This is a genomic window from Stenotrophomonas sp. GD03794, assembly GCF_029842145.1.
Classification (GTDB): domain Bacteria; phylum Pseudomonadota; class Gammaproteobacteria; order Xanthomonadales; family Xanthomonadaceae; genus Stenotrophomonas; species Stenotrophomonas riyadhensis.
Genome location: NZ_JAOCFV010000062.1, coordinates 1 through 26,951 on the forward strand (window position 1 = coordinate 1; position 26,951 = coordinate 26,951).

General features: G+C 66.9%; 23 protein-coding genes. 9 read left to right on the forward strand and 14 right to left on the reverse strand.

Features of this window, described 5'->3' with window-relative positions; all coding sequences use genetic code 11:
* Positions 1–267 precede the first annotated feature (267 nt).
* A complete protein-coding gene (locus tag N5D91_RS21275) occupies positions 268–1,101 on the reverse strand; it encodes a hypothetical protein (RefSeq protein WP_110710865.1) in 834 nt (277 codons plus the stop codon).
* A 207-nt stretch (positions 1,102–1,308) separates the two neighbouring features.
* Between N5D91_RS21275 and N5D91_RS21280 the strand changes: the two genes are divergently transcribed.
* On the forward strand, positions 1,309–1,710 hold the full coding sequence (locus N5D91_RS21280) for a hypothetical protein (RefSeq protein WP_164117564.1): 402 nt from the start codon (positions 1,309–1,311) through the stop codon (positions 1,708–1,710).
* Between the two features lie 221 nt (positions 1,711–1,931).
* Here the strand turns inward: N5D91_RS21280 and N5D91_RS21285 are convergent, their stop codons facing one another.
* Positions 1,932–2,639: a YceI family protein gene (locus N5D91_RS21285; protein ID WP_005415047.1), complete on the reverse strand. Its 708-nt coding sequence runs from the start codon at positions 2,637–2,639 to the stop codon at positions 1,932–1,934.
* 86 nt (positions 2,640–2,725) lie between these two features.
* Entirely contained in the window at positions 2,726–3,316 is a 591-nt protein-coding gene (locus N5D91_RS21290) for a malonic semialdehyde reductase (RefSeq protein ID WP_014035771.1), read from the reverse strand.
* Between the two features lie 126 nt (positions 3,317–3,442).
* On the opposite strand from N5D91_RS21290, the gene N5D91_RS21295 reads away from it, so the two are divergent.
* The 5 genes from N5D91_RS21295 (at position 3,443) to N5D91_RS21315 (ending at position 6,836) form a co-directional block, all read left to right on the forward strand.
* The gene (locus N5D91_RS21295) at positions 3,443–4,402 is read left to right on the forward strand and encodes a mitochondrial fission ELM1 family protein (RefSeq protein WP_110710862.1); all 960 of its coding nucleotides are present in this window, start codon (positions 3,443–3,445) and stop codon (positions 4,400–4,402) included.
* 128 nt (positions 4,403–4,530) lie between these two features.
* Positions 4,531–4,758: a hypothetical protein gene (locus tag N5D91_RS21300; protein WP_110710861.1), complete on the forward strand. Its 228-nt coding sequence runs from the start codon at positions 4,531–4,533 to the stop codon at positions 4,756–4,758.
* A 48-nt stretch (positions 4,759–4,806) separates the two neighbouring features.
* Complete coding sequence (locus tag N5D91_RS21305; RefSeq protein WP_153856155.1) at positions 4,807–5,658, forward strand: DUF2145 domain-containing protein; 852 nt, start codon at positions 4,807–4,809, stop codon at positions 5,656–5,658.
* 29 nt (positions 5,659–5,687) lie between these two features.
* Positions 5,688–6,200: a hypothetical protein gene (locus tag N5D91_RS21310; RefSeq protein ID WP_153856154.1), complete on the forward strand. Its 513-nt coding sequence runs from the start codon at positions 5,688–5,690 to the stop codon at positions 6,198–6,200.
* A gap of 75 nt (positions 6,201–6,275) precedes the next feature.
* A complete protein-coding gene (locus N5D91_RS21315) occupies positions 6,276–6,836 on the forward strand; it encodes a queuosine precursor transporter (protein WP_087921316.1) in 561 nt (186 codons plus the stop codon).
* 701 nt (positions 6,837–7,537) lie between these two features.
* On the opposite strand, the gene glnE is transcribed toward N5D91_RS21315, so the two are convergent.
* On the reverse strand, positions 7,538–10,333 hold the full coding sequence (glnE, locus tag N5D91_RS21320) for a bifunctional [glutamate--ammonia ligase]-adenylyl-L-tyrosine phosphorylase/[glutamate--ammonia-ligase] adenylyltransferase (RefSeq protein WP_180854887.1): 2,796 nt from the start codon (positions 10,331–10,333) through the stop codon (positions 7,538–7,540).
* Between the two features lie 364 nt (positions 10,334–10,697).
* On the opposite strand from glnE, the gene N5D91_RS21325 reads away from it, so the two are divergent.
* Positions 10,698–12,212 (forward strand): acetyl-CoA hydrolase/transferase family protein, encoded by a 1,515-nt coding sequence (locus N5D91_RS21325; RefSeq protein WP_180854888.1) that lies wholly within the window; start codon positions 10,698–10,700, stop codon positions 12,210–12,212.
* A gap of 147 nt (positions 12,213–12,359) precedes the next feature.
* Here the strand turns inward: N5D91_RS21325 and N5D91_RS21330 are convergent, their stop codons facing one another.
* From N5D91_RS21330 to N5D91_RS21375, 10 genes are all read right to left on the reverse strand, one after another.
* Entirely contained in the window at positions 12,360–13,724 is a 1,365-nt protein-coding gene (locus N5D91_RS21330; protein WP_180854889.1) for a VOC family protein, read from the reverse strand.
* Between the two features lie 165 nt (positions 13,725–13,889).
* Positions 13,890–14,378, reverse strand: a complete 489-nt coding sequence (locus tag N5D91_RS21335) for a hypothetical protein (RefSeq protein ID WP_180854890.1) — start codon at positions 14,376–14,378, stop codon at positions 13,890–13,892.
* Positions 14,379–14,409: 31 nt separating this feature from the next.
* A complete protein-coding gene (locus tag N5D91_RS21340; RefSeq protein ID WP_164161726.1) occupies positions 14,410–15,162 on the reverse strand; it encodes an HAD family hydrolase in 753 nt (250 codons plus the stop codon).
* A 45-nt stretch (positions 15,163–15,207) separates the two neighbouring features.
* Entirely contained in the window at positions 15,208–15,717 is a 510-nt protein-coding gene (locus N5D91_RS21345) for a DinB family protein (protein WP_258011583.1), read from the reverse strand.
* A gap of 105 nt (positions 15,718–15,822) precedes the next feature.
* Entirely contained in the window at positions 15,823–16,233 is a 411-nt protein-coding gene (locus tag N5D91_RS21350) for an EF-hand domain-containing protein (RefSeq protein WP_014035758.1), read from the reverse strand.
* A gap of 232 nt (positions 16,234–16,465) precedes the next feature.
* On the reverse strand, positions 16,466–16,837 hold the full coding sequence (locus N5D91_RS21355; RefSeq protein ID WP_180854892.1) for a hypothetical protein: 372 nt from the start codon (positions 16,835–16,837) through the stop codon (positions 16,466–16,468).
* Positions 16,838–17,064: 227 nt separating this feature from the next.
* Entirely contained in the window at positions 17,065–17,778 is a 714-nt protein-coding gene (locus N5D91_RS21360) for a M15 family metallopeptidase (RefSeq protein WP_180854893.1), read from the reverse strand.
* Positions 17,711–19,264 (reverse strand): serine hydrolase domain-containing protein, encoded by a 1,554-nt coding sequence (locus N5D91_RS21365; protein ID WP_180854894.1) that lies wholly within the window; start codon positions 19,262–19,264, stop codon positions 17,711–17,713. The genes N5D91_RS21360 and N5D91_RS21365 overlap by 68 nt, the downstream gene beginning before the upstream one ends.
* A 65-nt stretch (positions 19,265–19,329) precedes the next feature.
* Positions 19,330–22,332, reverse strand: coding sequence for a TonB-dependent receptor (locus N5D91_RS21370; RefSeq protein ID WP_180854895.1), 3,003 nt, complete (start codon positions 22,330–22,332; stop codon positions 19,330–19,332).
* Between the two features lie 51 nt (positions 22,333–22,383).
* Positions 22,384–23,874, reverse strand: a complete 1,491-nt coding sequence (locus tag N5D91_RS21375) for a transglutaminase domain-containing protein (RefSeq protein WP_180854896.1) — start codon at positions 23,872–23,874, stop codon at positions 22,384–22,386.
* A gap of 132 nt (positions 23,875–24,006) precedes the next feature.
* Here N5D91_RS21375 and N5D91_RS21380 point away from each other — a divergent pair, with 132 nt between their 5' ends.
* Positions 24,007–25,443 (forward strand): SH3 domain-containing protein, encoded by a 1,437-nt coding sequence (locus N5D91_RS21380; RefSeq protein WP_153857011.1) that lies wholly within the window; start codon positions 24,007–24,009, stop codon positions 25,441–25,443.
* Positions 25,444–26,538, forward strand: coding sequence for a dipeptide epimerase (locus tag N5D91_RS21385; RefSeq protein ID WP_110710846.1), 1,095 nt, complete (start codon positions 25,444–25,446; stop codon positions 26,536–26,538).
* Positions 26,539–26,951: the final 413 nt, after the last annotated feature.

Sequence of the window (26,951 nt, forward strand, 5' to 3'; positions counted from 1 at the left end):
GCGGTCATGCACTTTTTGCCTGGGGGTAGTGCCGGCCGCTGGCCGGCAACCTCATGAAGCTTCGGCAGGAACCTGCAGCTGCCGGCCAGCGGCCGGCACTACCGCGCTGGACACCACCTGCAGCGCGAAGATCAGCAGCGGCAGCAGCCCGAAACCCGCACGCATCGCGCCGCGCGCGATGAGTCGAGCGTGGCTCGACTCTACAGGGGGCCATCGGCGGTCATGCACTTTTTGCCTGGGGGTAGTGCCGGCCGCTGGCCGGCAACCTCATGAACCTTCGGCGGGAACCTGCAGCTGCCGGCCAGCGGCCGGCACTACCGCGTTGGGCGCCACCCGCCGCGTCCACCCGAACCGCTGCGCGGCCCAGATCTCCAGCGCCACCAGCAGCGCGATGACCAGCAGCGGCAACAGCAGCCCGAAGTACACGCCGGGCATCATGCCGTTGATCTGCGCCTTCACCAGCCGCAGCACGCCGCGGGTGTGCAGCAGCTCATCGACGTGCATGGTCAGTGCCTCTCGCACCACCTTGGGCTCCAAGCCAATCGTGCCGGCCTTGTCCACCAGCGTGTCTTCCACCATGCCGCGCAGCAGGCCTTCGCGCACCTTGCCGATCACCCAGCCGGTGCCGCGTGCCAGTGGGCCGTTGCCGAGGCGGTCGAGGCCAGGCAGCGGATGCTCGCTCAGATAGGCCGAGGCGATGGTATCGGCCACATCGCCCACCGTGCCCTGGCTGCGCAGGGCCTCGCGCATGCGCGGGTCGTCCAGCGAATCGGTGAAGCCTTCGCTCCACCCTTCCACCAGCGTCTGCAGGTGCGGCTGGAAATGATCGAGCTGCTTGAACAGCGCGCGATGCGCGCCGGCGGTGAAGCCCAGCTGCAGGCCGAAGAAGGCGGTGGCCAGCGGCAGCAGCACCACGTAGCTGGCCAGCAGCCAGTGATGCCAGCGCTTGCGCCGCTGCAGCCAACCGCGGCGGTGCAGCCAGCGCCAGGCGAAGATGCCCAGCACCAGGCCCAGCAGCGTGCCGAGCAGGCTGCCGCCCAGCAGGTCGAGCACGCTCAGGCCCGTCCAGAATTCGTTCAACCAGTACTGCGCGTCCTGCATGGGTCTTCCTTCCGTGAATGAAACAGCAGCCCATTGTAGAGCCGAGCCCACGCTCGGCTGCTTTTCGTTCCGCCATCGGAGAACCCTCGCGCTGCGCGATGAGCCGAGCATGGGCTCGGCTCCATAGGGATTCCGCCACCTGGTTCAACGCATCAGCCGGCAAGCAATGCGACAATCGCGCTCCTTTCCTGCAGCAACGAGGCCCACATGGCCAAACTGACCCTGGCCAGCGTGGATGCGCTGCGTACCCGCTTTGCCGATGACGCCGCCTGCGATGCGGCCCTGGCTGCTTTCGCCGACACCGCTGCGCTGCGTGTACCGCTGCGTGAGCTGGTGGAGGCACAGCACCGCTACCTGCAGGCCGAATTCGAAGTGGCGCAGGTAGCCGATGTGCTGCGCCGCGACCAGAAATATGCGCCGGTCGGTCGGCCTTCGATCAACATCGTGCAACTGCGCAAGCAGCAGGCCGCGACCAAGCAGGCGGCACTGATCGCACGCCAGGTGGTGGCACAGGCCGCGCAGACCTTCGTGCGCGTGAGCGGGCTGGCGGTGAAGGCCAAGCAGAGCCCGAGCGAAGCGTGTGGGGTGTGGTTGGGCGCGCTGCGCTGAACCCGCGTACCCGGTAGTGGCCAACCTTGGTTGGCCCGCGAAATGCTCGTGTACCAACCGAGGTTGGCACCTACCGGGTAGTGCCGGCCGCTGGCCGGCAACCCCATCAGCATCGGGCACCTCGCAAGCAGCCGGCCAGCGGCCGGCTCTACCAGAACCCAAAAAGAAGGCCCGCTTTTCAGCGGGCCTTCTGCCTTCTCACGACGAGTGAGTGGGGTGCATCAAGCCGCCGGTTTTTCGCCGGTGGCTTCGGTGGTGATGCGGATCTTCACTTCATCGCTGACGTTCGGGGCGTAGGCGCCGACGCCGAAATCGCTGCGCTTCAGGGTGGTGGTGGCATCGAAGCCGGCAGCCGGAACCTTGGCCATCGGGTGCTCGCCGCCGCCGTTGACGGTGACGTCCAGGGTGACCGGCTTGGTGATGCCCTTGATGGTCAGGTCGCCGGTGACGGTCAGCTTGTTGGTGCCGGCCGCTTCCACCTTGGTGCTCTTGAAGGTGGCATCGGCGAACTTGGCGGCATCGAAGAAGTCGGCGCTCTTCAGGTGCTCGTCGAACTTGGCGGTGAAGCTGTTCAGGCCGCTCAGCGGCAGCTTCACTTCCACGGTGGACTTGGTCACGTCTTCGGCGTTGTACACCAGGGTGCCTTCAACGTTGCCGAAGTGCGCGCTCGGGTTGGAGAAGCCGAAGTGGCTCCACTGGGCCAGCACGTCGGTGTGGCTCGGGTCCAGCTTGTAGGTGCCCGAGGCGATCTTGATCGCTTCGGCGGCCGGCGCGGCAGCGGCGGCATCGGCAGCCGGGGTGGCGGCCTGCTCGGTGGTGGCCGGGGCGGCGGCGTCAGCAGCCGGGGCAGCGGTGTCGGCCGGCTTGGAGCAGGCGGCGATGGCCAGGGTCAGGGCCAGCGGCAGCAGCAGTTTACGGGTGGCGCTCATCTCAGGAACTCTCCGGATCGTAGGGTGGGTACACGGTGCAGCAAGGGCCCGCCGCGGGACGGCAGGCCCGAAACCGATACAGCGACTTACGCGATGCGCGCCGCTTCGTCGAACGACAGGCGCGGCAGACGCGGGAACAGGCCCGCCGGGTCACCGTAACCCAGGTTGACCAGGAAGTTCGACTTGATGGAGGTGCCGGCGAAGAAGGCTTCATCCACCTTGGCCGCATCGAAGCCGGACATCGGGCCGGCATCCAGGCCCAGCGCGCGCGCGGCCAGGATCAGGTAGGCACCCTGCAGGCTGCCGTTGCGGATGGCGGCTTCGTGGCGGCCTTCCTGCGGGCCGTCGAACCAGGCCTTGGCATCGGTGTGCGGGAACAGGTACGGCAGCTTCTCGTGGAAGTCCAGGTCGAAGCCGATGATAGCGGTGACCGGGGCGGCCATGGTCTTGGCCAGGTTGCCTTCGGACAGGGCCGGGGCCAGCTTTTCCTTGGCTTCCTTCGACGTGACGAAGACGAAGCGGGCCGGCGTGGTGTTGGCCGCAGTCGGGCCCCACTTCACCAGGTCGTACAGTTCCTGCAGCAGGCTGGCCGGGACCGGCTTGTCGAGGAAGGCGTTCTGGGTACGGGCAGTGCGGAACAGCTGATCGAGGGCAGCAGCGTCGAGCGCGTGGGACATCGGTGGATCTCCAGGGCGGCTAAGGGAAGTCAGTGCCCGCGGGCGGCGCGGGGCGAATCGACGAGCCGCAGTGTAGAGTGTCGCGACTGTTGCAACACCCAGCAGGGCTGAAACGAATTAATGCCAATGGTGAAACGATCGAGCGCGCCATGGACGGTCACTGACGGCCGTGCGGGCAATGTCCGCCAGGCGGTCGCGCTGGCCTCGGCGCTGCGCCAGGGCACCCACCGACCGCTGGTCCTGCAGCCGCGCGCGCCTTGGCGCTGGCTGTCGCCGCGGCGCCTGCCGGGCGATGTGAACGGCTATGGCGAGGCTTTCGCGTCACTGGCCGCCGAGGCCCCGGCGCTGGCGATCGGCTGTGGCCGCCAGGCCGCCGGTGCCCTGCGCGTCCTGCGCGCACGCGGCAGCCAGGTGGTGCAGATCCTCGACCCGCGCATCGGCGCCCGCCATTGGGATGTGGTCGTGGTGCCCGAGCACGATGCCCTGCGTGGCAGCAACGTGCTGACCCTGCTCGGCAGCCTCAACCCGGTGGACGATGACTGGCTGGCCTGGGGCCGCGCCGCGTTTGCCGGCTTCAGTACCCTGCCCGGCCCACGCACCGCGCTGCTGGTGGGCGGGCCGACGCCGCTGGCACCGTGGGACGAAGCGGCGATGGTTCGCGTGTTCCAGGCACTGGCCGAGCAGATCCGCAGCGAAGGCGGCAGCCTGCTGGCGACCACCTCGCGGCGCACGCCGCCGGCATTGGCCGAGATCCTGCGCGCGAAATTCGCCGACCTGCCGCACGTGATCTGGGGCGATGGCGGCGATGGCGTGAACCCATATGGGGGCCTGCTCGGCTGGGCCAACCGCGTGGTGGTCTCACCCGATTCGGTGAACCTGCTCTCTGAAGCCTGCGCCACGCGCATGCCGGTGATGGTGGCGCTGGCCGAGACCGCGCAGGGGCGGCTGGCGCGTTTCCAGCAGCAGCTGCGCGAGCACGGGCGATTGCAGGAACGCTGGCTGGACTGGCAGTACGACCGCATCGAGCCACTGCGCGAAACCGCGCGGATCGCGGCAGAAGTGAAACAGCGTCTGGCAGCGGGGTAGTGCTGGCCGCTGGCCGGTAATCCTGGGCGCCTGGCATCACGGGAATGCCGGGTGCGCAGCGTTTTCTGAACATTTCGATCCGGTACCGCGGTTAGAGTCCACCTTCCCCCATCACTCTGAACGTCTTCATGCGTACCCTGCTCCTGCTGCCCCTGGCCCTGCTCGCCGCGTGTTCCACCACGCCCACCGAGCTGGATCCGATCTCGTATCAATGCCAGCAGCAGCTGGACGCGTACCGCGAACAACCGGCGCTGCGCGATCCGAAGGGCCAGCGCCCGCCACTGCCGGTGGCTCCCATCAGTGACGCCTGCGACAAGGAACTCAAGCGCAAGGGTGTGGACCGCCCGCTGCGCTGACCGGCGTATGATCGGCGCGCGGGCCTGCCCGCCGTTGAAGGTATCGACATGGATCGTTTCTCCCGCCTGCCCCGCGCCGCGCTGCTGATCGCCAGCCTGCTGGCGACAGCCCCCGCATGGGCCAACAGCTCCGAATGCCGCGAGCGCTACCCCAGCGTGGCGTCGCAGGCAGCAATGCTGGACGTGGCCTGGACCACCGCCGAGCGTCTGGATGCGCTGCCCGACGTGGACGTGGTGGTGGCTGCACGTGGCGGCCAGGACCTGAGCCGCTACGGCCTGCGCCACAGCCACCTGGCCTTCCTGCTTCGCGAGGACGATGGCCGCTGGCGCGCGATGCACCTGCTCAACCGCTGCAAGACCGACAGCTCGCAGCTGTACCACGAAGGACTGGGCAACTTCGTCGGCGAGAGCGGTGGCCATACCGACCTGCGCATCGGCGTACCGTCGGCACCGTTGCGTGCAGCACTGCGCGCGATGCTGGTCCCGCCCTCGATCCAGCCCAAGGCGCTGCACGAAACCAGGTACAACGTGGTCGCCTACCCGTTCGCCACCGACTACCAGAACTCCAACCAGTGGGTGCTGGAAGTGCTGGCAGCAGCGATGGCACAGGCCGATGGCGCACCGGCCATCGTCAAGCGCGAACAGGCCCAGCAGTGGCTGCGCCAGCAGAAGTACCAGCCCAGCGTGCTGCATATCGGCCTGGGCAAGCGCGTGGGCGCACGCCTGTTCGTAGCCAACGCCACCACCACCGACCACCCCGCCGGCGAACGCATCTCCGGCAACTACTCGGTCGTGACGGTGGAATCGGTGTTCGATTTCCTGCACCAGCGCAGCCAGCTGCAGCAGGAACTGGTGATCCCCCACGTGCCGGTGGCCGGAGCCGCCGCAGCCACACCCTGAATTCCCTTCTTTGCGACCTGGAGGTCCCGATGCTCCGTTACCTGCGTATGCCTGCCTCTGCCCTGCTGCTCTCGGCGCTGCTGGTGCCCACCGTCCATGCCGGCGCTGCGCCGCAGTTGAACAGCAGCGAGGCCAGCGTGCTGATCACCTCGTTGATCGTGGTATCGGTTCCCCTTGCGGCGTCGGCAGGCCTGTCCGAACTCTCCAAGGCGCCGTTCAAGGCCAGCGAACGCCGTGACAGGGCCCGCCGCACCAAGGCGGTGCCGCTGCCACCGATGGAAGTGAAGAAGGTGGAGACCACGCCGGAGGGCGAGCGCCAGGTGCAGCTGCAGGTACCGGACAAGGCCGACCAGACCGCCACGCTGCGTTGGCCGGCGCGCGTGCACGAGGACCAGACGGCGGCCTTCGTGGTCGGCCAGCAGGTGCATTTCGACCCCACCGAAGCCGGTGCCGGTTGGACCGTGAAGAGCGCACAGGGCCAGGCGCTGGCTTATGTGCCGACCGCCTATGCCGCCGGCGATGTGATGAGCGAAGCGCTGTAAAGCTGAACGGCCGGTTTTGGTTTTGCCGCGGGCCGGGCGGATAATGGGCGATCCCCTTTGTCCTCCTGGCTCGCCATGTCCGTGCGTCCTGCCCCTGTGTTTGCCCCGTTGACCGCCCGCGCCCTGGTGCTGGCGGTACTGGCCATGGGCGCGGTGGTGCTGCTGTCCAACGTGCTGGTGCAGTACCCGATCAACGATTGGCTGACCTGGGGTGCCTTCAGCTACCCGGTCGCGTTCCTGGTCAGCAACCTGATCAACCGCCGCTTCGGCCCGGGCCCGGCGCGCCGCGTGGCGTGGATTGGTTTTGCGGTGGCAGTGCTGCTGTCGATCTGGGTGGCCACCCCGCGCATTGCCATTGCCTCCTGCTCGGCCTTCATCGTGGCCCAGCTGCTGGACATCACCGTATTCGACCGCCTGCGCCGTGGCAGCTGGTGGCGTGCGCCAATGGTCGCGACGACCTGCAGTGCGACGGTGGATACCACCATTTTCTGGTCGATCGCCTTTGCCGGTTCCACCCTGCCGTGGGTGAGCTGGGCCGCCGGCGATCTGGCGGTGAAGCTGGCGATCGGCGTGTGCCTGCTGGCCCCGTTCCGTGCGTTGTTGTGGAAGATGGCGCCGCTGCGCGCCACCAGCTGACCGCCGTCGCTCTGGTAGGTGCCAACCTTGGTTGGCACGCTGTTGCCGGGGTCGTGAACGCTGATGGGTTGTGCCAACCAAGGTTGGCACCTACCAACAACATGCCAATGGTCAGATCATTGATCCGGCGGGTCATCGCCGAGCCATTGATCCGGTAGCTGCCAACCTTGGTTGGCACGCTGTTGCCGGGGTCGTGAACGCTGATGGGTTGTGCCAACCAAGGTTGGCACCTACCAACAACAGGCCAATGGTCAGATCATTGATCCGGCGGGTCATCGCCGGGCCATTGATCCGGTAGCTGCCAACCTTGGTTGGCACGCTGTTGCCGGGGTCATGAACGCTGATGGGTTGTGCCAACCAAGGTTGGCACCTACCAACAGCAGGCCAACGGTCAGATCATTGATCCGGTAGCCGCCAACCTTGGTTGGCACGCTGTTGCCGGGGTCATGAACGCTGATGGGTTGTGCCAACCAAGGTTGGCACCTACCAACAACAGGCCAACGGTCAGATCATTGATCCGGCAGGTCATCGCCGAGCCATTGATCCGGTAGCTGCCAACCTTGGTTGGCACGCTGTTGCCGGGGTCGTGAACGCTGATGGGTTGTGCCAACCAGGGTTGGCACCTACCAACAGCAGGCCAACGGTCAGATCATTGATCCGGCGGTTCATTGCCGGGGCATTGCGCTGGTGGGTGCACCCCCTCAGGCGAATGGCAGCTCCGCGGCGATGCACGCCGCCGTAATCGCGGCACACGCCTCTTCAATCGCGGGCGTGGTCGGGGCCAACCGCGGGCGGCGGTCCAGCGTGCAGGCGAGGCCCACGTCCAGCAGTGTGGCATGTGCCCCGTGCAGCGCCTGCGCGGTGTCTTCCGGCAGGAATCCCGCAACCGCCAACGCATCGATCAACGACGGCGTGTCGCGCGGCTGCAGCAACGCCGCATGCTGGGCACTGCGCGCAAGCACGCCGGTCTGCAGCAGGAACTCCAGGTCCACCACGCCACCCGCGCCCTGCTTCAGGTCCAGCCGTGCGGCATCGCTGCGGTCCAGTTCAGTACGCATGCGCCCACGCATCTTCAACACGTCGGCATACAGCACACCGGCATCACGTTCGCGGCCCAGCGTCTGCGCACGCACGTGCTCGAAGTCGGCCAACAGGCTGGCATCGCCGGCCACGCCACGCGCGCGCACCAGCGCCTGGTGCTCCCAGGTCCACGCACGTTCGCGCTGGTATTCGGTGTAACTGGCCAACGAAGACACCAGCGAACCCTTGCCGCCATCCGGGCGCAGGCGCACGTCGATGTCGTACAGGCGCCCGGCGGCAGTGACTGCCCCAAGCAGTGCCATCACCTTCTGCGCCAGCCGCGCATACCAGCGCCCCGGCTCCAGCGGACGCGCGCCATCGCTGGCATCCACGCCAGCCGGGTTGTCGTGCAGGAACACCAGGTCCAGATCGGAACCGAAGCCCAGTTCAAGGCCACCGAGGCTGCCGTAGCCGATGATCGCGAAACGGCCACCGGGAATCTCACCGTGCGCGGCGCGCATGTCCGCCTCGGCCATCGCCAGCACGGTGACCACCACCGCCTGCGCCAGCTCGGCCAGTTGCCGCGTGCTGTCCACTGCACCCTGACGGCCATCCAGCGTGGCCATCGCCATGCGGAAGCTGAGTGCCAGCCGCGTTTCATTGAGCCAGCGCAGCGCGGATTCCGGATCTTCCACCGCCAGCACCTGCTGGCACTCGGCCAGCATGCCGGCGGCATCCGGCATCGGCCCGGACACGCGCACGTCCAGCAGTTCGTCCAGCAGCAGCGGGTACGCGGCCAAGCGCTCGGCCAGCAGCGCGCTGCGCGCCAGCACGTCCACCAACCGCGCCAACGCGCTGGGCTGCTCGTCCAGCAGCGCGAGGTAGCTGGTCCGGCGCAGTACCGCCTGCAGCAGGCCGAGCACGCGCTTGAGTGCGGCATCCGGCTGCGGCGAACGCGTGGCCGCATGCAGCAGCGCGGGCAGCACGCGGTCCAGCCGCGCACGCGCCGCATCGGACAACGACTTCACGCCGGTGCCCTGGGCGAAATCGCGCAGCGACTGGTCGGCGCCGTTGGCATCGAGGAAACCGGCTTCGGCCAGCAGCGGTGCATTGCTGCCTTCCGGTAGGCTGCGCCAGTAGTTGGCCAGCGCGTCGGGCGCGGCCTGACCCTTGCGCGGCGCCAGCAGCGCGGCGAATTCGGTACTGACCCGCTGCTGCTGCACGGCCAGTGCCGCGCGCAGCACCTCCCAATCCGGGTAGCCAAGGCCGACGGCGATGCGCTCACGGTCCAGTACATCGCTGGGCAGCACGTGGGTCTGCGCGTCGCGCAGCATCTGCAGGCGGTTTTCCAGCCGGCGCAGGAACAGGTAGGCCTCGCGCAGCGCACTGCCGTCCTCGGGCGCGATCTGTCCGGCGGCCACCAGTGCGTCCAGCGCCACCAGCAGCCGACGCTCGCGCAATGCTGGTTCGCGCCCACCGCGGATCAGCTGCAGCGCCTGGCACAGAAATTCGATTTCGCGGATGCCACCGGCGCCACGCTTGATGTCTTCATGCAGTTCACGGCGCGCGACTTCGGCGGTGATGGCCGCCTTCATCTCGCGCAGGCCGTCTAGCGCGGTGAAGTCCAGGTAGCGGCGGTACACGAACGGACGCAGGGTCTGCAGCCACGCCTCACCGGCCTCGATATCGCCGGCGACCGCGCGCGCCTTCAGCCAGGCATAGCGTTCCCAGTCGCGGCCTTCGCGCTGGAAGTACTGGTCCATCGCCGCGAACGAGAGCGCGACGCGACCAGCGCTGCCGAACGGGCGCAGGCGCAGGTCGACGCGGTGGCTGAAGCCATCGACGGTGGTCTCGTCCAGCAGCTTGGCCAGGCGCTGGCCGAGGCGCGCGAAATACTCCTCGGCAGCCAGTGCGCGTGGGCCGTCGGATTCGCCGCCATGCGGGTAGGCGTAGACCAGGTCCACATCGGAACTGAAGTTGAGCTCGCCACCGCCGAGCTTGCCAAGGCCGAACACCACCAGCTGCTGCGGCGCGCCTTCGCCGTCGCGGACCACGCCGTGGCGCTGGGCGAATTCCTGCTGCAGGGCGTCCAGCGCCAGCCGCAGGCAGTCTTCGGCCAAAGCGGTGGCGCCGGCCAGGGTCTGCGCCACGTCGTCCAGACCGGTCAGGTCGCGCCAGATCAGCCGCGTCGACATCGCCGTGCGCCAGCGCCGGATCTGCGCCGGCCAGTCGCTGGGCTGCAGCGGATCGAGCACCGGCGCCGGGATCGGCGGGCAGCCGGGCGCGGCCAGCTGTGCCAGCAGCGCCGGTTGCCGCACCAGCGTGTCCAGCGCGAAGTCGCTGGCCACCGCCAGCCGGGTCAACAGCGGCAGCAGCTCGGCAGGAACGGGCTCGGGCAGGACCTGGGCCAGGCGCGCCAGCGCGCGGTCGACAAGGGGCTGCAGGGAGGTGGGCAGATCGGCGGGGGCGAGGGTCATGGGCTGATTGTATCGACCCGGTAGTGCCGGCCGCTGGCCGGCAGATCCGATGATTCCGCAGCAGCTTCCTGCAGTTGCCGGCCAGCGGCCGGCACTACCAATAATGGAGGCTGCGTATTCATACTGGGCGACAGGCAATAAAAAAGCCCGCTTGCAGCGAACTGCCAGCGGGCTCTGCTCCCTCCCCCACGTCGGGATGCAGGGCCATCGTGCGGGCTGCGAAAGCACTTTGCACGCTGCACTGCAAAACAAAACCGGTGGGTAGGGGTGACCCCTGCGGGGAAAAGCCATTCCACGAAGGTAGAACCCCCCGTACGGAGGAGGATGGCCGATAATCGGGATTCCCCCCAGAAACACTGTCGTCATGTCTGTTGATCGCATCGCCAACGCGCGTCTCCGTGACCGCGTGGTCTCCGCCGAGGCCGCAGCCGCGCTGATCCAGCCCGGTGAAACCGTGGCCATGAGCGGCTTTACCGGCTCCGGGTACCCCAAGGCCGTCCCCGTTGAACTGGCCCGTCGCATCGAATCGGTGCACGCCCAGGGCCAGCCCTTCCAGATCAAGCTGATGACCGGCGCCTCCACCGCGCCGGAACTCGATGGCGCGCTGGCCAAGGCCGATGGCATCGCCATGCGCATGCCATTCCAGAGCGACCCGGATGCGCGCAACCGCATCAACGAGGGCAAGCTGGATTACATCGACATCCACCTCAGCCACGTGGCCCAGCACGTGTGGTTCGGCTTCTACGGCGAGATCGATACCGCCGTGATCGAAGTCTCGGCCATCCGCGAAGACGGTTCGCTGGTGCCCTCCACCTCGGTCGGCAACAACAAGACCTGGCTGGACCTGGCGAAGAAGGTGATCGTCGAGGTCAACGAATGGCAGCCGGCCGGCGTCGACGGCATGCATGACATCTACTACGGCACCGCGCTGCCGCCGCACCGCAAGCCGATTCCGCTGGTCAACGCCAACGACCGCATCGGCGACACCGCGCTGCGCTGCGACCCGGACAAGATCGTGGCCGTGGTGCGCACCAACGGCCCGGACCGCAACAGCCCGTTCAGCCCGATCGATGCGACCAGCGAGCAGATCGCTTCGCACCTGATCGAGTTCCTCAAGCACGAAGTGAAGAAGGGCCGATTGCCGCCGAACCTGCTGCCGCTGCAGTCGGGCGTGGGCAATATTCCGAACGCGGTGCTGGCCGGCCTGGCCAAGAGCGGTTTCCGCGACCTGACCGCGTTCACCGAAGTGATCCAGGACGGCATGCTCGACCTGCTGCGCGACGGCGTGCTGAGCTATGCCTCGTGCACCGGCTTCGCGCTGAGCCCGCAGGCCAACGAGACGTTCAAGGAACACATCGATTTCTACCGCGAACGCATCATCATGCGCACGCAGGAGATCTCCAACCATCCGGAACTGGTGCGCCGCCTGGGCTGCATCGGCATGAACGGCATGATCGAGGTGGACATCTACGGCAACGTCAATTCGACGCACGTGATGGGCACGCGGATCATGAACGGCATCGGCGGTTCCGGTGACTTCGCCCGCAACGGCTTCCTGTCGGCCTTCCTGAGCCCGTCCACCGCGAAGAACGGCACCATCTCGGCGATCGTGCCGATGGCCAGCCATGTCGACCACACCGAACACGACGTGTCGGTGATCGTCACCGAACAGGGCCTGGCCGACCTGCGTGGCCTGACCCCGCGCAAGCGCGCGCAGGTGCTGATCGACAACTGCGCGCATCCGGATTTCCGCGCGCAACTGCAGGACTACTTCGACCGCGCCAGCCGCGAGAGCTACGGCAAGCACACCCCGCACCTGCTGCCGGAAGCGCTGTCGTGGCACCAGCGTTGGCTGGATACCGGCACGATGAAGGGCTGACTGCGTTGGGGGTCAGAGCCCTTTTCTGCCGAAAAGGGATCTGACCCCGGTCATGCGCAACGTCGGGGTCGGATCCCTTTCCGCAGGAAAGGGCTCTGACCCCAGGTACGGACATCGGGTACAGCCGGCCAGCGGCCGGCTCTACCTTCACGCGGTGCGCAGCGCCGCCAACGATTCGGCCTGCAGCCGCTCGTAGATCTCGAACTCGTCATTCACCGCCACGCCCAGCGCCTGCTCGAAGGCCTCGCGGTTGGCGTGCGCGGCATAGGCGCGCTGTTCTTCGCCGCCCAGGTTCGACTGGAAGATGCCCGCGGCACTGACCGGCAGGAAATCCTCGTAGACGATCGGGTCGGCGGTGGCCAGGCCCGTGGCCACCAGCACTTCGGCGGGCAGATCGGCCACGCGCTCCGGCGCGGCGCGGCCGGCATCGGTCAACTGGTAGCGGTAATAGCCCAGGCCTTCCTGGCGCAGCGTGTCGTGGTCATCCGGGAAGCTGGCGAACACCGCCTGCAGGCGCTGGCCGTAGTCGCCGCCCGTGCTGCCTTCGCCACCGGCATCACGGGCCTGCGACAGCAGCTGGTCGTACAGCGCGCGGCCCTTCGGGGTCAGCGCAAGGCCACGCTGTTCGATCTCGCCGAAGCGCGCGGTATGCGTACCGGCATCGCCACCCTCGCTGTCCGGGAAATGCACGGCTTCTTCCAGTGCCTTGAAGCTGGTCTGCCGCAGCAGGATCGGACAGGCGCGGCGCGGCGGGCCTTCGATCACCGCCTTGGCCGCCATGCCGTGCTCGATCATTGCCGCCTGTGCGGCATCGATATCCAGCGTACGCGGGGTCAGGTGGTTGATGTGCGGGCCGCGGAAGCTGACCACGTCGGCCACCAGGCGATGCGCGTTGTGCAGCGCGTGGTAGGTCGGCAGATCGACGGTGGCATCGCCGTGCCAGCGGAAGGTTTCCAGTGCTTCATCGACGAAGCGCTCGGCATCGGCCTGCGACAGTCCGCCGTCACGCTCGGCCTGGTCGATCAGCGCCAGCGCGCCCTCGGTGAAGATGCGGCGGCGTTCGAGGATGCGCGCCGATTCGGCACGCAGCGCTTCGTCTTCGATCAGCTCCAGGCGCAGCAGCGAGGTGAACACGCGGAACGGGTTCTGCGCCAGTGCGGCACCGGTCAGCGGGCGGAACGCGGTGGAATGCACCGGCACACCGGCCACGGACAGGTCGTAGTAGCCGACCGGGTACATGCCCATCACCGCGAACAGGCGGCGCAGCGTGGCCAGTTCCTGCACGGTGCCGACGCGGATCGCACCGTGGCGCTCTTCATCCAGGCGCGCACGCTCGTCGTTGCGCTGCAGCTGCGCAGCCAGCGCCGGGTCCTGGTCAAGCACCTGCGCGTTGATCCGCTCCACCAGTTCCACCAGCGTGCCGTACAGCGGCACTTCGGTGCGGTACATGCGGGACATGGCCTGCGCGAACAGGCGGCGGATCACATCAGGCGAAACGAAAGAGGCGCTCATCAGTCACTCGATTACGGGAACGGGGAACAGCTCGAACCCGTATTGTCGCCGGAGCGCGCGGCGGCGGCGATATGCAGAGCAACATGACGGAAATCGGTAGCGCCGGCCGCTGGCCGGCAACCTCGGGATGCCTGGAATGATGCAGTTGCCGGCCAGCGGCCGGCACTACCGCTTGAGCTGGCGCCTCAGGGTGGCATCCAGGGTGATCGGCCGGTCCCAGTGCTGGTAGCTGGCCACGATGGCATGGCGCACGGCGCGGTAGTGCAGGTTGTCCGGCTTGGCCGGCATGCGCTTCACCACCGCCTCCCAGCCGCCCGCCGGGTCCTGGCTGAAGGCGCGCACGCTGTCGCGGCAGGTCTGGCCGCTGGCCTTGGCCCAGAAGCAGGCGAAGTAGATATCCCCGGCCTGCCAGCCATGGGTGGTGAACAGCGCGCTGATGTAACCGCGCGGCACCTCGGCATAGCGCGACACTTCGTCGAGGAAGGCGTCGGGGTAGCGTTCGGCGTAGTGGTTGATGTCCTGCAGCTGGGCATCGACCCAGCTGTCACCGGTTTCCACCGTGTAGGCCGCCGAGCGCTCGGCGCTCTGCTGGGCCAGCACGGTGGCCGGCACCAGCAGCAGGGACAACAACAGCGCGCGCAGTCGGACGTTCATGCCCCGATTCTGCCGCAGCCGCCGCGCCCTGTCAGGCCGCCGCCGCGGCCTTGGCCTCGATCGCCGCCAGTGCAGCCGGCCAGTCGTGGGCGGTATCGGCGGTGACCATGCGCGGTTCATCGTCAGCCACGCCGTGCTGGGTCTCGTGGGCCCAGGTCACCGCATACGGGGTATGCACGCCCCAGCCACCGAGGGTCACCACCGGCTCGATGTCCGAACGCAGCGAGTTGCCGACCATCACGAAGCGCTGCATCGGCAGGTCAAACTCGGCCAGCACGCGGGCGTAGGTCTCCGGGTCCTTCTCGGAGACGATCTCGATGCGCGGGAACAGCTCGGCCAGGTTCGCGACCTTGATCTTCGCTTCCTGGTGGAACAGGTCGCCCTTGGTGATCAGCACCACCGGGTAGTGCTCGGCGATGGCCGCCACCGCTTCGCGCACACCGTCGATCAGGTCGACCGGGTGGCGCAGGGTGTCGTGGCCGATATCCAGGATGCGCTGGATGTCCTTGGCCTCGATGCGCTGGCCGGTGATGTCGATGGCCGCTTCGATCATCGACAGCGTCATGCTCTTCACGCCATAGCCGAAGGTGCCCAGGTGGCGCTGCTGCACTTCCAGCAGGTGGCGCGCGGTCTGCGTGTCATGCACGTCGACGTAGCGCGACAGCAGGTCAAGATAATCCTGCTCGGCCTTGCGGTAGTAGTCCTCGCTCTTCCACAGCGTATCGTCACCGTCAAAACCGACCAGGCCGATGGCGCGCGACGGCGCAGGCGTGGGGGTAGTCATCGCACAAGGATACCGCCGTCCCGGCACGTGGGACACCGGGCACGCTCAGTCGCCGTGCTGGCGCTGGTAGACCAGCAGGTCCAGTGCCGGGGCCTGGCCGGTCAGTTGGGTCAGCAGGGTATGTACCTGGCCGCGGTGATGGGTCTGGTGGTTGAACCAGTGCGCCAGCCCGGCGTCCACCCGCTGCAGCTGCGGTTCGGGCGTGGACACGCGTCGATAGGCGACACGGGTCGCCAAGGCTGCGTCGGACAGCCCGAGCACGAACGCGACGATGCCGGCATCCTCCTCGATCCGCGCCTGACGCAGCGCGGTGAAATCGGTGAACAGCAGCGTATCGAGCGCATAGCCGGTATCGCCCTGCCCGGCCAACCGGCGCAGCCAGATGCGATCCGTCACCAACAGGTGGTTGAGCGTACCTTCGACGGAGCCGAAGAACGCGCCGCACGGCCTGCGGTAGTCCTCCTCGGGCAACGCCTCCACGGCGGCGTACAGGCGCTGGTTGGCCCAGGCGTTGTAGCGGGCCATGGTCTCGAAATGGCGCTTGAGGGTTGCCATGCGCGGATGGTCGTGCCCGCCGAGGGCGCCGTCAATACAGCAAAAACCCGGGCGGCCGCAGCCGCCCGGGTCCCCATGCACCGGTCTTCCCGAATCAGGTCTGGATCAGCGGCCCTGCGCCGCGCCGGCACCTGCTCCGGCCTGCTGCGCAGCCACGTAGGCCTTGTACTCGTCGGCGCTCAGCTCGCCGTCCTTGTTGGTGTCGGCCTGGTCGAACACCTGGGCGAGCCCGGCATTCACCTGCGCCTCGGTCTTGCTGATGGTGCCATTGCCATCGGTATCGATGCTGGCCCAGGTCTGGCCACCGCCGTTGGCCTGTGCCGATGCCGCTGCGGCCGCATCGGTCGCCTGGTCAGCCGCCTGCCCAGCCTGTGCCGCCGCCTGCTGGGCCTGCGCCGCCTCATTCTGCGCATGCGCGGCCTGCTGCTTGGCCGACTGTGCCATCGCCGGGATGGCCAGCACACTGCCGGCGGCGACGATCAGGGCGATCAGGGGCTTGCGGTTGCGAATAGTCATCAGGGGTGTCTCCTACCAATTGGGTGGTGTTGCGCGGCCTGTTGTTTCCGCACGGCACCTACCCTGCCACCGCCTTTCTGAATCGATTTTGGGCCGCGGCCGGCCTCCACACGCGCGATTAACCACTCGCCTCCACGCATGCTTTAGCGCGCTGGTTAGCGGGGAGTGAGTGGCTCATAAGATGCGCATTCAGCGCCTCTGGATTTAACCGGCAGGCAACGAAAAACCTGCGTCAGTCGACGGTTTTTTCCAATGACCGCGAACTGAACAACACCCATCCCAGGGCGACACCGGCGAGCGCCCCGGCGATTTCCAGCACCACGCGACTGCCGAGTTCGTTCGGATCGTGGATGGTGGCGAGGAACAGGCGCGCGTACAGCGGCGACTCCAGCCGCACGATGCCCATGTAGAACAGCTTCCACGCGTCGATGCCGGCGGAGGCCACCACCGAGATGACGCAGGACCAGCCGATCGCATGCCCCACCGTCCAGTGCAGCAACCGGCACAACTGCGACCACAGGAAGTACACCAGCAGGCCGACCAGCAGCGCGATGGCGCCGGCCTCCAGGGTGCCGAGCAGGCCGAAGTGCAGGGGAAGGTTCATCGGGTGGGCAGGGATGAAGAGGCGGCCAGTGTAAGGGATCTGCCCCGGACCCGATCTGGTGGCCACGGTAGATCCCCACCATGCGTGGATGAATCTCCATCGAAATCGAATATCGCGGGAATTGAACGAAAGGCACCCACGCGTGGCGTGGATCTACCGTGTCGACCAAGGTCGACACCTACCAGGAGCAGCGGGAAATTGACGAGGGTGCCCCCTGCCGGTAACCCCTACCGCACCGGGACGTCGTACGCGGTGCCGGGATCCGGCTCGGGCTGCAGGGTGTAGTGCCACCACTCCTGCGGATAGTTGACGAAACCACGGCGCGCCATCGCGCGCACCAGCTGCTGGCGGTTCGCCTGCTGCGCATCGCTCAGCCCGCTCGTCTGCGTATGCGCGCGAGGCCCAAAGAAGTCAAAGTCGGTCCCCATGTCCAGTGGCGAGCAGCGGCCGCTACGGCAATCCAGCAGGCCGAGATCGACGGTGGCACCGCGACTGTGGCCGGAGCGCTCGGCGATGTAGCCATCGGCCAGCAATCGCGGCTTGTCCAGATCCGGGTACTGCAAAGCCTTGCGCGAGCGCTCGCGCGGGTCGTTCACCCAGGCCATGAAGGCCTGCACCGAGCGCACCGGGCGATAGCAGTCGTAGATCCGCAGGCCAAGCCCATCCGCGCGCAGGTCCTGTTCCACCTGCGCCAGCGCCTTGGCCACCGGCGCCAGCAGGAAGCACGAGGGCGCCTCGTAACCCGGTACGCGCGCGCCGGTGAAGTTGTTGGCGCTGGCGTAGCGGATGTCCATGTCGATGTGCGGTGCCAGCGACCGGATTTCGACCAGGCCGGCGCTGGCGGCATCGGTGGCCGGCGAAACGCGCGGCGGCTCAGCGGCGCTGGCGCCCGCTGCCAGCGCAGTCGCCAGTACGAGTGAAATGCAGGTCCTGGAAGTCATAGCTGAAGTCGATGTCCGGGTCGATGGCACGCAGGTCCAGCGTGGGCGGCGCACCGTCACCGGGCTGCAGCCAGGCCTGTGCGTCTTCGCCCAGCGTATCCCAGCGCAGCAGCCAACGCCCCTGCAACTGCAGCACCGTGGCCTGCAGCCGGGGCGACTTGTCCACGCTGAAGCGCAGGCCGTCCGCGCCCGGGCACAGTGAGGCCGGGCCCAGCCACGGATCGCGGTAACGGCCCTGCCAGCGTGGCAGATCCGTGCGGCTCGTCTCCTGCGCCGCGGCGGTGGATGGCCGCGAATGGCCGGTCGCCGCCCGCGTTGCCTGGTCAGCCCTCAGCTCGGCCAGGTACGCCATCGCCGGGCGCGCATCGTCGGGTGTGGTGAAGCGCTTCAGCGTGGCCTGCATCAGGGCCGTGCGCGCGTCCTCGCCTTCGCCGTTGATCAGCATCACCGCGCCCACCTTCCGGTCGGGCAGCAGCGCCAGCGACGAGTACATGCCCGACAGCGTGCCGGTGTGCGCTACTTTCCACTGCCCGTCCATGTCGGACACCCGCCAGCCATAGCCGTAGCCGTAGAAATGCGCGTTGTCCCAGCGCCGCTGGCGCTCAGCCAGCGGCATCGGCATGTGCAATGTCCACAACGTGCGGCGCTGTTCACTATCCAACCAGTCCGGCACCACGGCAGGATCCAGCAGTACCTGCATCCAGCGCGTCATGTCACGCAGCGAACAGCGGATGCCTCCGGCCGCCATCGACGGCAGGTCCGGGCTGATGGCACCGTTGGCATTCACCACCGCATTGCGATCACCACGCCAGGCATGTGGCTGCGCGACGTTGCCCACGCGTTTCAGCGACCAGGCCCCCACCTGGCAGCGCGTCATGCCGAGTGGTTCGAACACCTGCTCGCGCATCAGCTGGTCATAGGGTTTGCCAGCGGCCGCGGCGGCCACTTCGCCGGCCACCACGTACATCAGGTTGTCGTAGGCATAGTGACTGCGGAAGCTGCTGACCGGCTTCAGGTGCGCCAGCCCGGCAATGATGTCGGCACGGGAGAACGTGTTCGGTTCCGGCCACAGCATCAGGTCGCCGGCACCCAGGCCGAGACCGCTGTTGTGGATCAGCAGGTCGCGCACCTGCATCTGCTGCCCCACCCATGCATCGTGCATGCGGAAGCCCGGCAGATGGCGCTGCACCGGATCGTCCCAGCGCAGCCTGCCCTGCTGCACCAGTCGCGCCAGCAGTGCGGCGGTCATCGCCTTGCTGTTGGAGGCGATCTTGAACAGCGTGTCCTCGTCGATGCGGCCGCCATCACCGCGCGCGCCTTCGGCATGGCGATAGACCACCTGCCCGTTCTCGACCACCGCCATCGCCAGCCCGGGGAGATGCTCGGCCCGGACCACGGCGGCGACATCGGCATCGATGGATGCGGTATCGACCGCCGAAGCGGAGGGTGCGGCCAGTGCCGCTGCGAGGATCAGCAGGGGGTGCATGGGCGTTCCTCACGGCGTATGACCCAGCCCCCGCGCCACCCATCGGGATGGCGCAGGAGGGTGCCTCAGTAGCTCAGGCTTACGGTCAGCTGTGCATAGCGCGGCGACTGGAAGCTGGTCGGCCACAGGAAGGTGTCGCTGATGTGCCCAATGGCGTTCTCCTTCTCCTGATCCACCGACATCTTCTTCTGCTGGTTGGTCAGGTTGTAGATGGACAGCTTCACCTTCAGGTCGGCCTCGCCGAACTGCTTGTTCCAGGTGATGTTCGCACCCAGTTCGTAGGTCCACGGCATGCGCCCGTAGCCTCCGCGCGGGGAATGCTCGTAGACGCGCTCGGAAGGAATACTGGAGGTGCAGTTCTGCACGCAGATGTAGTAGCTGTGGAAGGGCTTGGTGTTGCCGCTGGGGTTACCCACGCCAAACCCCGTGATCGGACCGCCGGAGCGGGCGTCAAGGGTGGCACCGACCAGCAGGTTCTCGGTGATCGCGTAGCTGCCGCGCAGCTTCAACTGATGGCGACGATCATTGGCCAGGTAGCCGTAGCCCCCGCGGTTGACCCACGGATCATCGAAGTTCTCGGTGCGGCCGGTATCGGCAAAGTCGGTATCGGAGTTGACCGGGCCTTCGGCGTTGCCGCGCCCGTAGGCCAGCGTGTACGAGGCATTCATCGCCCACGTGCCGTCCCAGCCACGGTCCAGCTGCAGTTCCAGCGCCTTGTAGTCGCGACGCGGCTTGTCCCAGCCGATCTGGCCGATGTAGTTGCCCTTGTCGTCGTACTGGGCGAAGCCCTCCTTGCTGGTGTCCACGGTCAACCAGCCATCGGAGACACCGTCGCAGTTGGTATCACCCCACACGGTGACCTTCCTGCCCGGGTTGGCCATCACCCAGCCCACTTCGGCATTGCCGCACTGCGCGCTGGCCGTGATGTGCATGTCATCGATGGCGTTGTGCAGCTTGCGGTAGATGCCACGCACCCCATAGGACCAGCGCTCGTTGAGCATCTGCTGGAAGCCCAGGATCAGTTCATCCTGGTAGACCGGGTCCATGTCGCGGTCCACTTCCGAGCGCAGGTCACCGACCGTGCCATCGCCCTGCGAGTTGTCCACCGGCCCAATCTGCGCACCGGTGCGCGGCACGGCGTAGCGGCTGCCGTTGATCTCGCGGATGTCCCAGCCGTTGAAAGCGTAATAGGTGCGCTCATCAAGCAGCCCACCGGCCTGCTTGATGTTGATCACGTTGGCCACCGGCAGGTAGTAACGACCGATGTTGCCGAACAGCTTCATCGCGCCATCGCCCTTGATGTCCCAGGCGAAGCCGGCGCGCGGCGCCCACATGTTGTCCATCTTGATGTAGCTGCGGCCTTCGGCGTCCTTGTTGTCGAAGGTCTCCATGCGGATGCCGAGATTCAGCAGCAGGTTGTCGGTGACCGACCAGTTGTCTTCCAGGTAGTACGCCGCGTTGGTGCTCTCGAACTCGCCCCCCACTTCATTGCGCCGCGCGCGCACGTAGGCGGTGGTGCCCGCCGGCACCACGCCACCGTTTTCCAGGATCGAACCCGGCGTGGTCTTGTAGACGTTGTAGTAGAACGCGCCTGGGCCGGGATAGTAACGATCATAGGTGGATACGTTCTTCTCGTGATCCACACCGAAGCGCAGCAGATGAGTACCCAGCTGCCACTCGAAATCCAGCCGCGCCTGCTCGCGATCATCCACGCGCGACTGCACGGTGGAGTTGGTGGTGCAGCCCAGCGGTACGCCTGCCGGAGCCAGTCCGCTCTCGGCCACCACGCGGTTGCACTCCAGGTCGGTCATGCTGCGCTGCGAGGCATAGCGCTGGTTCTTGCCGTACATCGCACGCACCGACAGCCCTTCGGTGAGCTGGCCGTTGTAGGAGGCGGCCCAGTTCTTGCCGCCATTGGTGGTGTAGATCTCGTTGGTCTTGGCAGTGGGCTCGCCCTTGGCCAGGTCGAAGCCGTAGACGTCGTAGGCCCAGTTGTCCTTGTCCGAGAACCCCATCAGCGACAGGCGGTGGTTGTCGTTGATCTGCCAGTCCAGCTTGCCGCCCCAGAACGGATCGTTGGTGCTGCCCTGGTTGAAGACGTTGCCATCGTTGTTGGTGTACTGGGCGCGGTTGTCACGGATCTCGTACATGCCAAAGAAGAACAGGCGGTCCTGTACCAGTGCACCCGAACCCCACACGTTGAGCCGGTTGGTGGTGTGCTTGTCCTGGCTGCCGATGATGTACGGCGTGCCGTCAGCGGTGTAGTGATCGTTCTTGCTGGACTGCCAGGCACGCGGCTCGAAGGTGTACTCGACGCCAGCGTGGAAATCGTTGCTGCCCGAGCGCGTCGCAGCGTTGATCACGCCGCCGGTGGTACGGCCGAACTCCACCGAGTAGCCGCCGGTCTTCACCTGGAATTCCTGGAAGAACGCGAACGGTGCCGATGAGAAGCCGACGCGGTTGTAGAAGTCGGTCACGTTCAGGCCATCGATGTAGACCGCGTTCTCGGCCACCGACGAACCACCGAAGGAGATGCCCTGCGCACCCAGCGAGCCTTTGCCCGAGACCACGCCCGGTGCCAGCATCGCCACTGATTTCAGGTCCTGGTCGACCGGCAGCCGCTCGATGTCCTGGCGGCTGAGGTTCATGGACGAATCGGTGGAGGTCACGTCGACCATCGAGATGACCTGTGGCGCGCGCACCTGCACGGCACCCAGCGTGCTGATGCCAGAGACGGGCACATTGACCGTGGTGGCGTTGCCAAGCGACACCGTCACCTCGCCCACCTGCGCCGGCGTACCGCCAGCCACCGCGACCTCCAGGGTGTAGGTGCCTACCGGCAACTGTGGAATGCGGTAGCTGCCGTTGGCGTCGGCCTTCACCGAACGCGAGAAACCGGTGGCCGGATTGCGCACGGTCACCGTGGCGGCGTCCAGGCGCTGGCCCGAATCGGTGACCAACCGGCCAACCACCGAACCATCCTGTGCGAATGCGCTGGGCGCGATCATGCCCAGACACGCCCCAAGGGCGACGCACAACGCCGCCCGCTTGATGCTGTAAGCCTTCATCCCCTGCTCTCTCCTGCAAGAATTGAATGGTATGGAGTGCGATGTGTCGCGCTAGCGTTGCCCGGCTGGCAGTACCCGCCACTGGAAGTCGTAGCTCCATTGGTCGAAGTACAGGTTGCCGCCTGCCCACTCGGCCTCGCCGCGCTGCGAGTCGACCGTTTCCGAGCGGAAGTGCTGCTTGGCCGGCACCAGGGCCTGGCCGAAATCGTCGTTGAAGGCGATGCGGTAGCCGTCGAGGCCACCCAGGTAGAAATCGCGCAGGGCCGGCACGTCGCTGGCCAGTGCGCCGGTGGTCACGTCCATCGGCAGCCATCCATACGGCGCCAGGTAGACCTGCCCCCAGTCATGCAGGTTGTTGTAACCACTGCCATCGCCGGAGAACACCATGCCCGACTGCCAGCGTGCGGGAATGCCGTTCATACGCAGCAGCGCGATCAGCAGCAGGGTCTGCTGCCCACAGTCGGCATGCCCGGCATGCAGCGCGTAATCGCTGATGTTGCTGATCGTGGAGTATTCGCGCGCACCGGCCCATGGAATGCGATCCACGGCAGCAAACAGCTTGCGCACCACTTCATACGGGCGGGTTTCCCCCTGCAGCACCTGGTCGGAGAACAGCTTCAGCGCCGGCGTGAAGCGCACGTGCGGCAGCTGCTCGGCGAGGTAGGGTTTCAGTGCCGGATCGGCCGGTGTCGGCTGCACCTTGGCCGGATCGATCGCGGTATGCCGGGCCAGGATCGTGACCGCATAGCGGACCTCGAAGCGGGTCGGCTGCCCGGCCACCGCTTTGGCTTCCAGATAGGCCGTGCGCTGCAGGGTGCTGGCTGGCGCCATGCGCGCCTTGCCCGGGGTGCTGCCCAGCCACTGCACCTGCTCCTGCTGGCCGGGTATCTCGCGCGGGTAGGGAATCCAGGCGCGTACGGTCTCGCCGGCCGGCACCGCATCGGCTTTCACCGTGAGCGACTGGGTGAATTCAATGCGCTGCGGCAGTACCGACGCCCGGCCACTTTGTTCCGCTGCGGCAAGCACGCGTGCGTGGTGCGCGTTGAGCACCTCGTTTGGGCCCGGCGCCGGCATCGGTGCATCCGCGCGGCGGCGCGCACGTGCCTCGTCGCTGAGCAGGAACAGGTTCGACGGTGCGCGCTTGAAGTACCAGCGCGTGCCATCGATGTCGAGGTGTTCGATCAGTCCAAGCTGGTCCCAGCGTGCGAATTCCTCCTCGGTCAGGTCGGGAATCCAGCGGCGCACGGCAGACTTGGCGGCGGCTTCGTCGAGGGAAAAATCCAGGCGGATGCGGCGCATGCGCTCTTCCTGGAACGCGATGTCGTCGAAACTGACGCCAGGCTCCGCCGCGTCCGCAGCCGACCAGGTGTTCAGTTCGCTGCCGGCTTCGGAGAACCGTCCCGCGTCGATCATCTGCACGACCCGCGCAAACTGGATGGCCGAGGGTGGCGGCTCCGCTCCCGCCGACCACGCCCACAGCAGCAGCGCGGCACACAGGCCCGCAGTGGCAGGCAGACGTGGTTTGCGAACGGCAGGATCCACAGCGACACTTCCCCAGCGCGGGTGGTAACGGCTGTGTAACACGGGCCGGGATGTCGGTCAATAATTTATTCTTGCTTTCGATGCTAAAAGGAATAAATATTCCAACAGGCATTCGAGGAGGGTGTGCAGCGCATGATCCTGGCTTCCCGCGAACGGCATCGGCATTGGCCACGCCGCTTGACCCTGGCCCTGTGCCTGCTGGCCGCACCGGCCTTTGCACAGGCGGCCCCGCCGCCCGACCCGGGCGCGCCGCTGCCCTATGTGATCGGCCTGCACGAGGCCTACCTCACCCCCCAGTACTGGGCCGCGCGCCTGGACAACGCCGATGTGCCGATCCTGGACCGCAGCCAGATCGAGGCACAGAACGCACGGATGCGGTCACAGGACAGCCACATCCAGGACATCGCCGCATTGCCAGCCCAGCTGGATGCGGCGGCGGTGCGCGCCAGCATCACCGCGCTGTCGAGCTGGCCCACGCGTGCCCTCTACAATGACAAGGGCCAGGCCATCACGCCGGCACTGCGCAGCACGATCGAAGCCAACCTCGGCCTGGATGCGATTCCCACGCAGGTGGCACCGCAATACGGGCTGGTGGTAAAGCGCGCCGCACTGCGCACCTTCCCCACCCGCGAACGCGTCTTCAGCAGCGTCGGCGACACCGACATCGACCGCTTCCAGGAGTCGGCGCTGTTCCCCGGCGACAAGGTTGCCGTGGTCCATCGCAGCGCCGACGGCCGCTGGTTGTTCGTGCACAGTGAGCGCTACAGCGCATGGATCGAGGCCGATGCCATCGCCAGCGACGACAAAGCCACGGTGCTCGGCTACGGCGCGCAGGGACCTTACCGGATCATCACCGGCGCCACCGCGCAGACTGCCTACACCCCGGAAGAACCGCGCGTCTCGCGCCTGCAGCTGGACATGGGCGTGCGCTTGCCGGTGCTGGCCGACTGGCCGGCGTCAGAGCCGGTGAACGGCCAGCAGGCGCACGCATCGTGGGTGGTGCAGCTGCCGGTACGCGAGGCCGATGGTCGATTGAAGCTGATACCGGCGCTGCTGCCGCGCTCTCAGGACACCGCCGCCGACTACCTGCCGCTGACCCCACGCCTGCTGCTGCAGCAGGCCTTCAAGTTCCTCGGTGAACGCTACGGCTGGGGCCACGACTACGACACCCGCGACTGCAGCGGTTTCGTATCCGAGATCTACCGCAGCTTCGGCGTGCTGCTGCCACGCAATACCAGCGCGCAGGCGGTCAGTCCGGCGCTGGATCGCCTGCCGTTCACCGGCAAGGACGGCAAGGCCGTGCGCGACCGCGCCGTCACCGCCCTGCAGGTGGGCGACCTGGTCTACATCCCCGGCCACGTGATGATGGCCATCGGCCACGTCGACGGCCGCACCTGGGTCATCCACGATACGGCGGGCGGCAGCTGGTTCGGTGCTGACGGCAAGCGCGTGCAGGCCCACCTCAATGGTGTTTCGGTCACCCCGCTGGAGCCGATGATGGCCAGCGACAGCGTCCGCTACATCGACCGCATCACCAACATCCAACGCCTGCGTGCCAAGACCCCCTGAATGAAGATCACTGCCATCGAACTGGGCATGCTGCGCGTGCCGCTGAAAACACCGTTCAAGACTGCCCTGCGCACGGTGGAAACCGTGGAAGACGTGGTGGTGCTGATCCGCACCGACACCGGCAACACCGGCTACGGTGAAGCCCCGGCCACGGCGGTGATCACCGGCGATACGCACGGCTCGATCATCGAAGCGATCCGTCACTTCATTGCGCCGCGCCTGATCGGCCAGGACGTGGCCAACCTCAATCGCCTGTGCGGTCTGGTGCAGACCGCGATGGAGCGCAACACCAGCGCCAAAGCCGCGGTGGAGATCGCGCTGTACGACCTGTGGGCGCAGCTGCACGGTGCACCGCTGTACCAGATGCTCGGCGGCGGCGACCCGGTGATCACCACCGACATCACCATCAGCGTGGACTACATCGACAAGATGGTGGCCGATTCGCTGTCGGCGATCGAGCGCGGCTTCGAGTCGCTGAAGATCAAGGTCGGCAAGGACATCGGCCTGGACATCGAACGGGTCAAGGCGATCCACGCCGCTGTGGAAGGCCGCGCCCTGCTGCGGCTGGATGCCAACCAGGGCTGGACCGCCAAGCAGGCGGTGCATGCCATGCGCACGCTGGAGGAAGCGGGCGTGGTGCTCGAGCTGCTGGAGCAGCCGGTGAAGGCGGCCGACATCAGTGGCCTGAAGTACGTGACCGACCGCGTCAACACGCCGGTGATGGCCGACGAAAGCGTGTTCAGTCCAAGCCAGGTGATGGACCTGATCCAGCAGCGCGCGGCCGACATCATCAACATCAAGCTGATGAAGACCGGCGGCCTGTCCAACGCGATCCGCATCGCCGACATCGCCGGTATCTACGGCGTGCCCTGCATGATCGGCTGCATGATCGAATCCAGCATCAGCGTGGCTGCCGCCGTGCATCTGGCGGTGGCCAAGAGCGATGTGATCACCAAGGTCGACCTGGATGGCCCCTCGCTGGGCCAGTTCGACCCGGTCAGCGGGGGCGTGCATTTCAACGAATCGGAGATCAGCATCAGCGACGTACCGGGGCTGGGCATCACCGAAGTGCGTGGGCTGGAGATGCTGGGGTGACCCGCGCAGTCGAGCATGGCTCGACTCTACAAGGGCCGTGCGTATCTGATGCTTGGTCGGGCGTTACTTTTCTTTCTGCGGAAAGAAAAGTAACCAAAAGAAACGCTCCGCCGGCCGCGAGCCGACGTGCTGCGCACGTCGGTGCCCTGCGCTCCTCGGTCCGTCGAGGGACGGCGCGGAACTCGCTGCGCTCAGACACCCGCGCCTCTTCGCCCTCGCCGGACCTGCGGTGCTCGGCTCGCTACAAGGCGGACTCAACGTCCAAAGCAACAGCTGCACCCAGTAAATCCATGCCACGCGTGGATGCACCTGCTCTTGCTTCTGCCCTACCCCGTAACCCCTTCGCGGCTGGCACGCGCGCGATGTGTCCGAGGTCGGGCGGGTGGGGTTTGCAGGGGTGTCCGCCGCATGGA

Bases quoted from the DNA above. Each gene is read 5' to 3' on its own strand.
- N5D91_RS21385 (WP_110710846.1), top strand. From the start codon at position 25,444: ATGAAGATCACTGCCATCGAACTGGGCATGCTGCGCGTGCCGCTGAAA.
- N5D91_RS21325 (WP_180854888.1), top strand. From the start codon at position 10,698: ATGTCTGTTGATCGCATCGCCAACGCGCGTCTCCGTGACCGCGTGGTC.
- N5D91_RS21340 (WP_164161726.1), bottom strand. From the start codon at position 15,162: ATGACTACCCCCACGCCTGCGCCGTCGCGCGCCATCGGCCTGGTCGGT.
- N5D91_RS21295 (WP_110710862.1), top strand. From the start codon at position 3,443: ATGGTGAAACGATCGAGCGCGCCATGGACGGTCACTGACGGCCGTGCG.
- N5D91_RS21285 (WP_005415047.1), bottom strand. From the start codon at position 2,639: ATGAGCGCCACCCGTAAACTGCTGCTGCCGCTGGCCCTGACCCTGGCC.
- N5D91_RS21345 (WP_258011583.1), bottom strand. From the start codon at position 15,717: ATGGCAACCCTCAAGCGCCATTTCGAGACCATGGCCCGCTACAACGCC.
- glnE (WP_180854887.1), bottom strand. From the start codon at position 10,333: ATGACCCTCGCCCCCGCCGATCTGCCCACCTCCCTGCAGCCCCTTGTC.
- N5D91_RS21365 (WP_180854894.1), bottom strand. From the start codon at position 19,264: ATGCACCCCCTGCTGATCCTCGCAGCGGCACTGGCCGCACCCTCCGCT.
- N5D91_RS21360 (WP_180854893.1), bottom strand. From the start codon at position 17,778: ATGACTTCCAGGACCTGCATTTCACTCGTACTGGCGACTGCGCTGGCA.
- N5D91_RS21290 (WP_014035771.1), bottom strand. From the start codon at position 3,316: ATGTCCCACGCGCTCGACGCTGCTGCCCTCGATCAGCTGTTCCGCACT.
- N5D91_RS21330 (WP_180854889.1), bottom strand. From the start codon at position 13,724: ATGAGCGCCTCTTTCGTTTCGCCTGATGTGATCCGCCGCCTGTTCGCG.
- N5D91_RS21310 (WP_153856154.1), top strand. From the start codon at position 5,688: ATGCTCCGTTACCTGCGTATGCCTGCCTCTGCCCTGCTGCTCTCGGCG.
- N5D91_RS21335 (WP_180854890.1), bottom strand. From the start codon at position 14,378: ATGAACGTCCGACTGCGCGCGCTGTTGTTGTCCCTGCTGCTGGTGCCG.
- N5D91_RS21350 (WP_014035758.1), bottom strand. From the start codon at position 16,233: ATGACTATTCGCAACCGCAAGCCCCTGATCGCCCTGATCGTCGCCGCC.
- N5D91_RS21280 (WP_164117564.1), top strand. From the start codon at position 1,309: ATGGCCAAACTGACCCTGGCCAGCGTGGATGCGCTGCGTACCCGCTTT.
- N5D91_RS21275 (WP_110710865.1), bottom strand. From the start codon at position 1,101: ATGCAGGACGCGCAGTACTGGTTGAACGAATTCTGGACGGGCCTGAGC.
- N5D91_RS21355 (WP_180854892.1), bottom strand. From the start codon at position 16,837: ATGAACCTTCCCCTGCACTTCGGCCTGCTCGGCACCCTGGAGGCCGGC.
- N5D91_RS21380 (WP_153857011.1), top strand. From the start codon at position 24,007: ATGATCCTGGCTTCCCGCGAACGGCATCGGCATTGGCCACGCCGCTTG.
- N5D91_RS21300 (WP_110710861.1), top strand. From the start codon at position 4,531: ATGCGTACCCTGCTCCTGCTGCCCCTGGCCCTGCTCGCCGCGTGTTCC.
- N5D91_RS21370 (WP_180854895.1), bottom strand. From the start codon at position 22,332: ATGAAGGCTTACAGCATCAAGCGGGCGGCGTTGTGCGTCGCCCTTGGG.
- N5D91_RS21315 (WP_087921316.1), top strand. From the start codon at position 6,276: ATGTCCGTGCGTCCTGCCCCTGTGTTTGCCCCGTTGACCGCCCGCGCC.
- N5D91_RS21305 (WP_153856155.1), top strand. From the start codon at position 4,807: ATGGATCGTTTCTCCCGCCTGCCCCGCGCCGCGCTGCTGATCGCCAGC.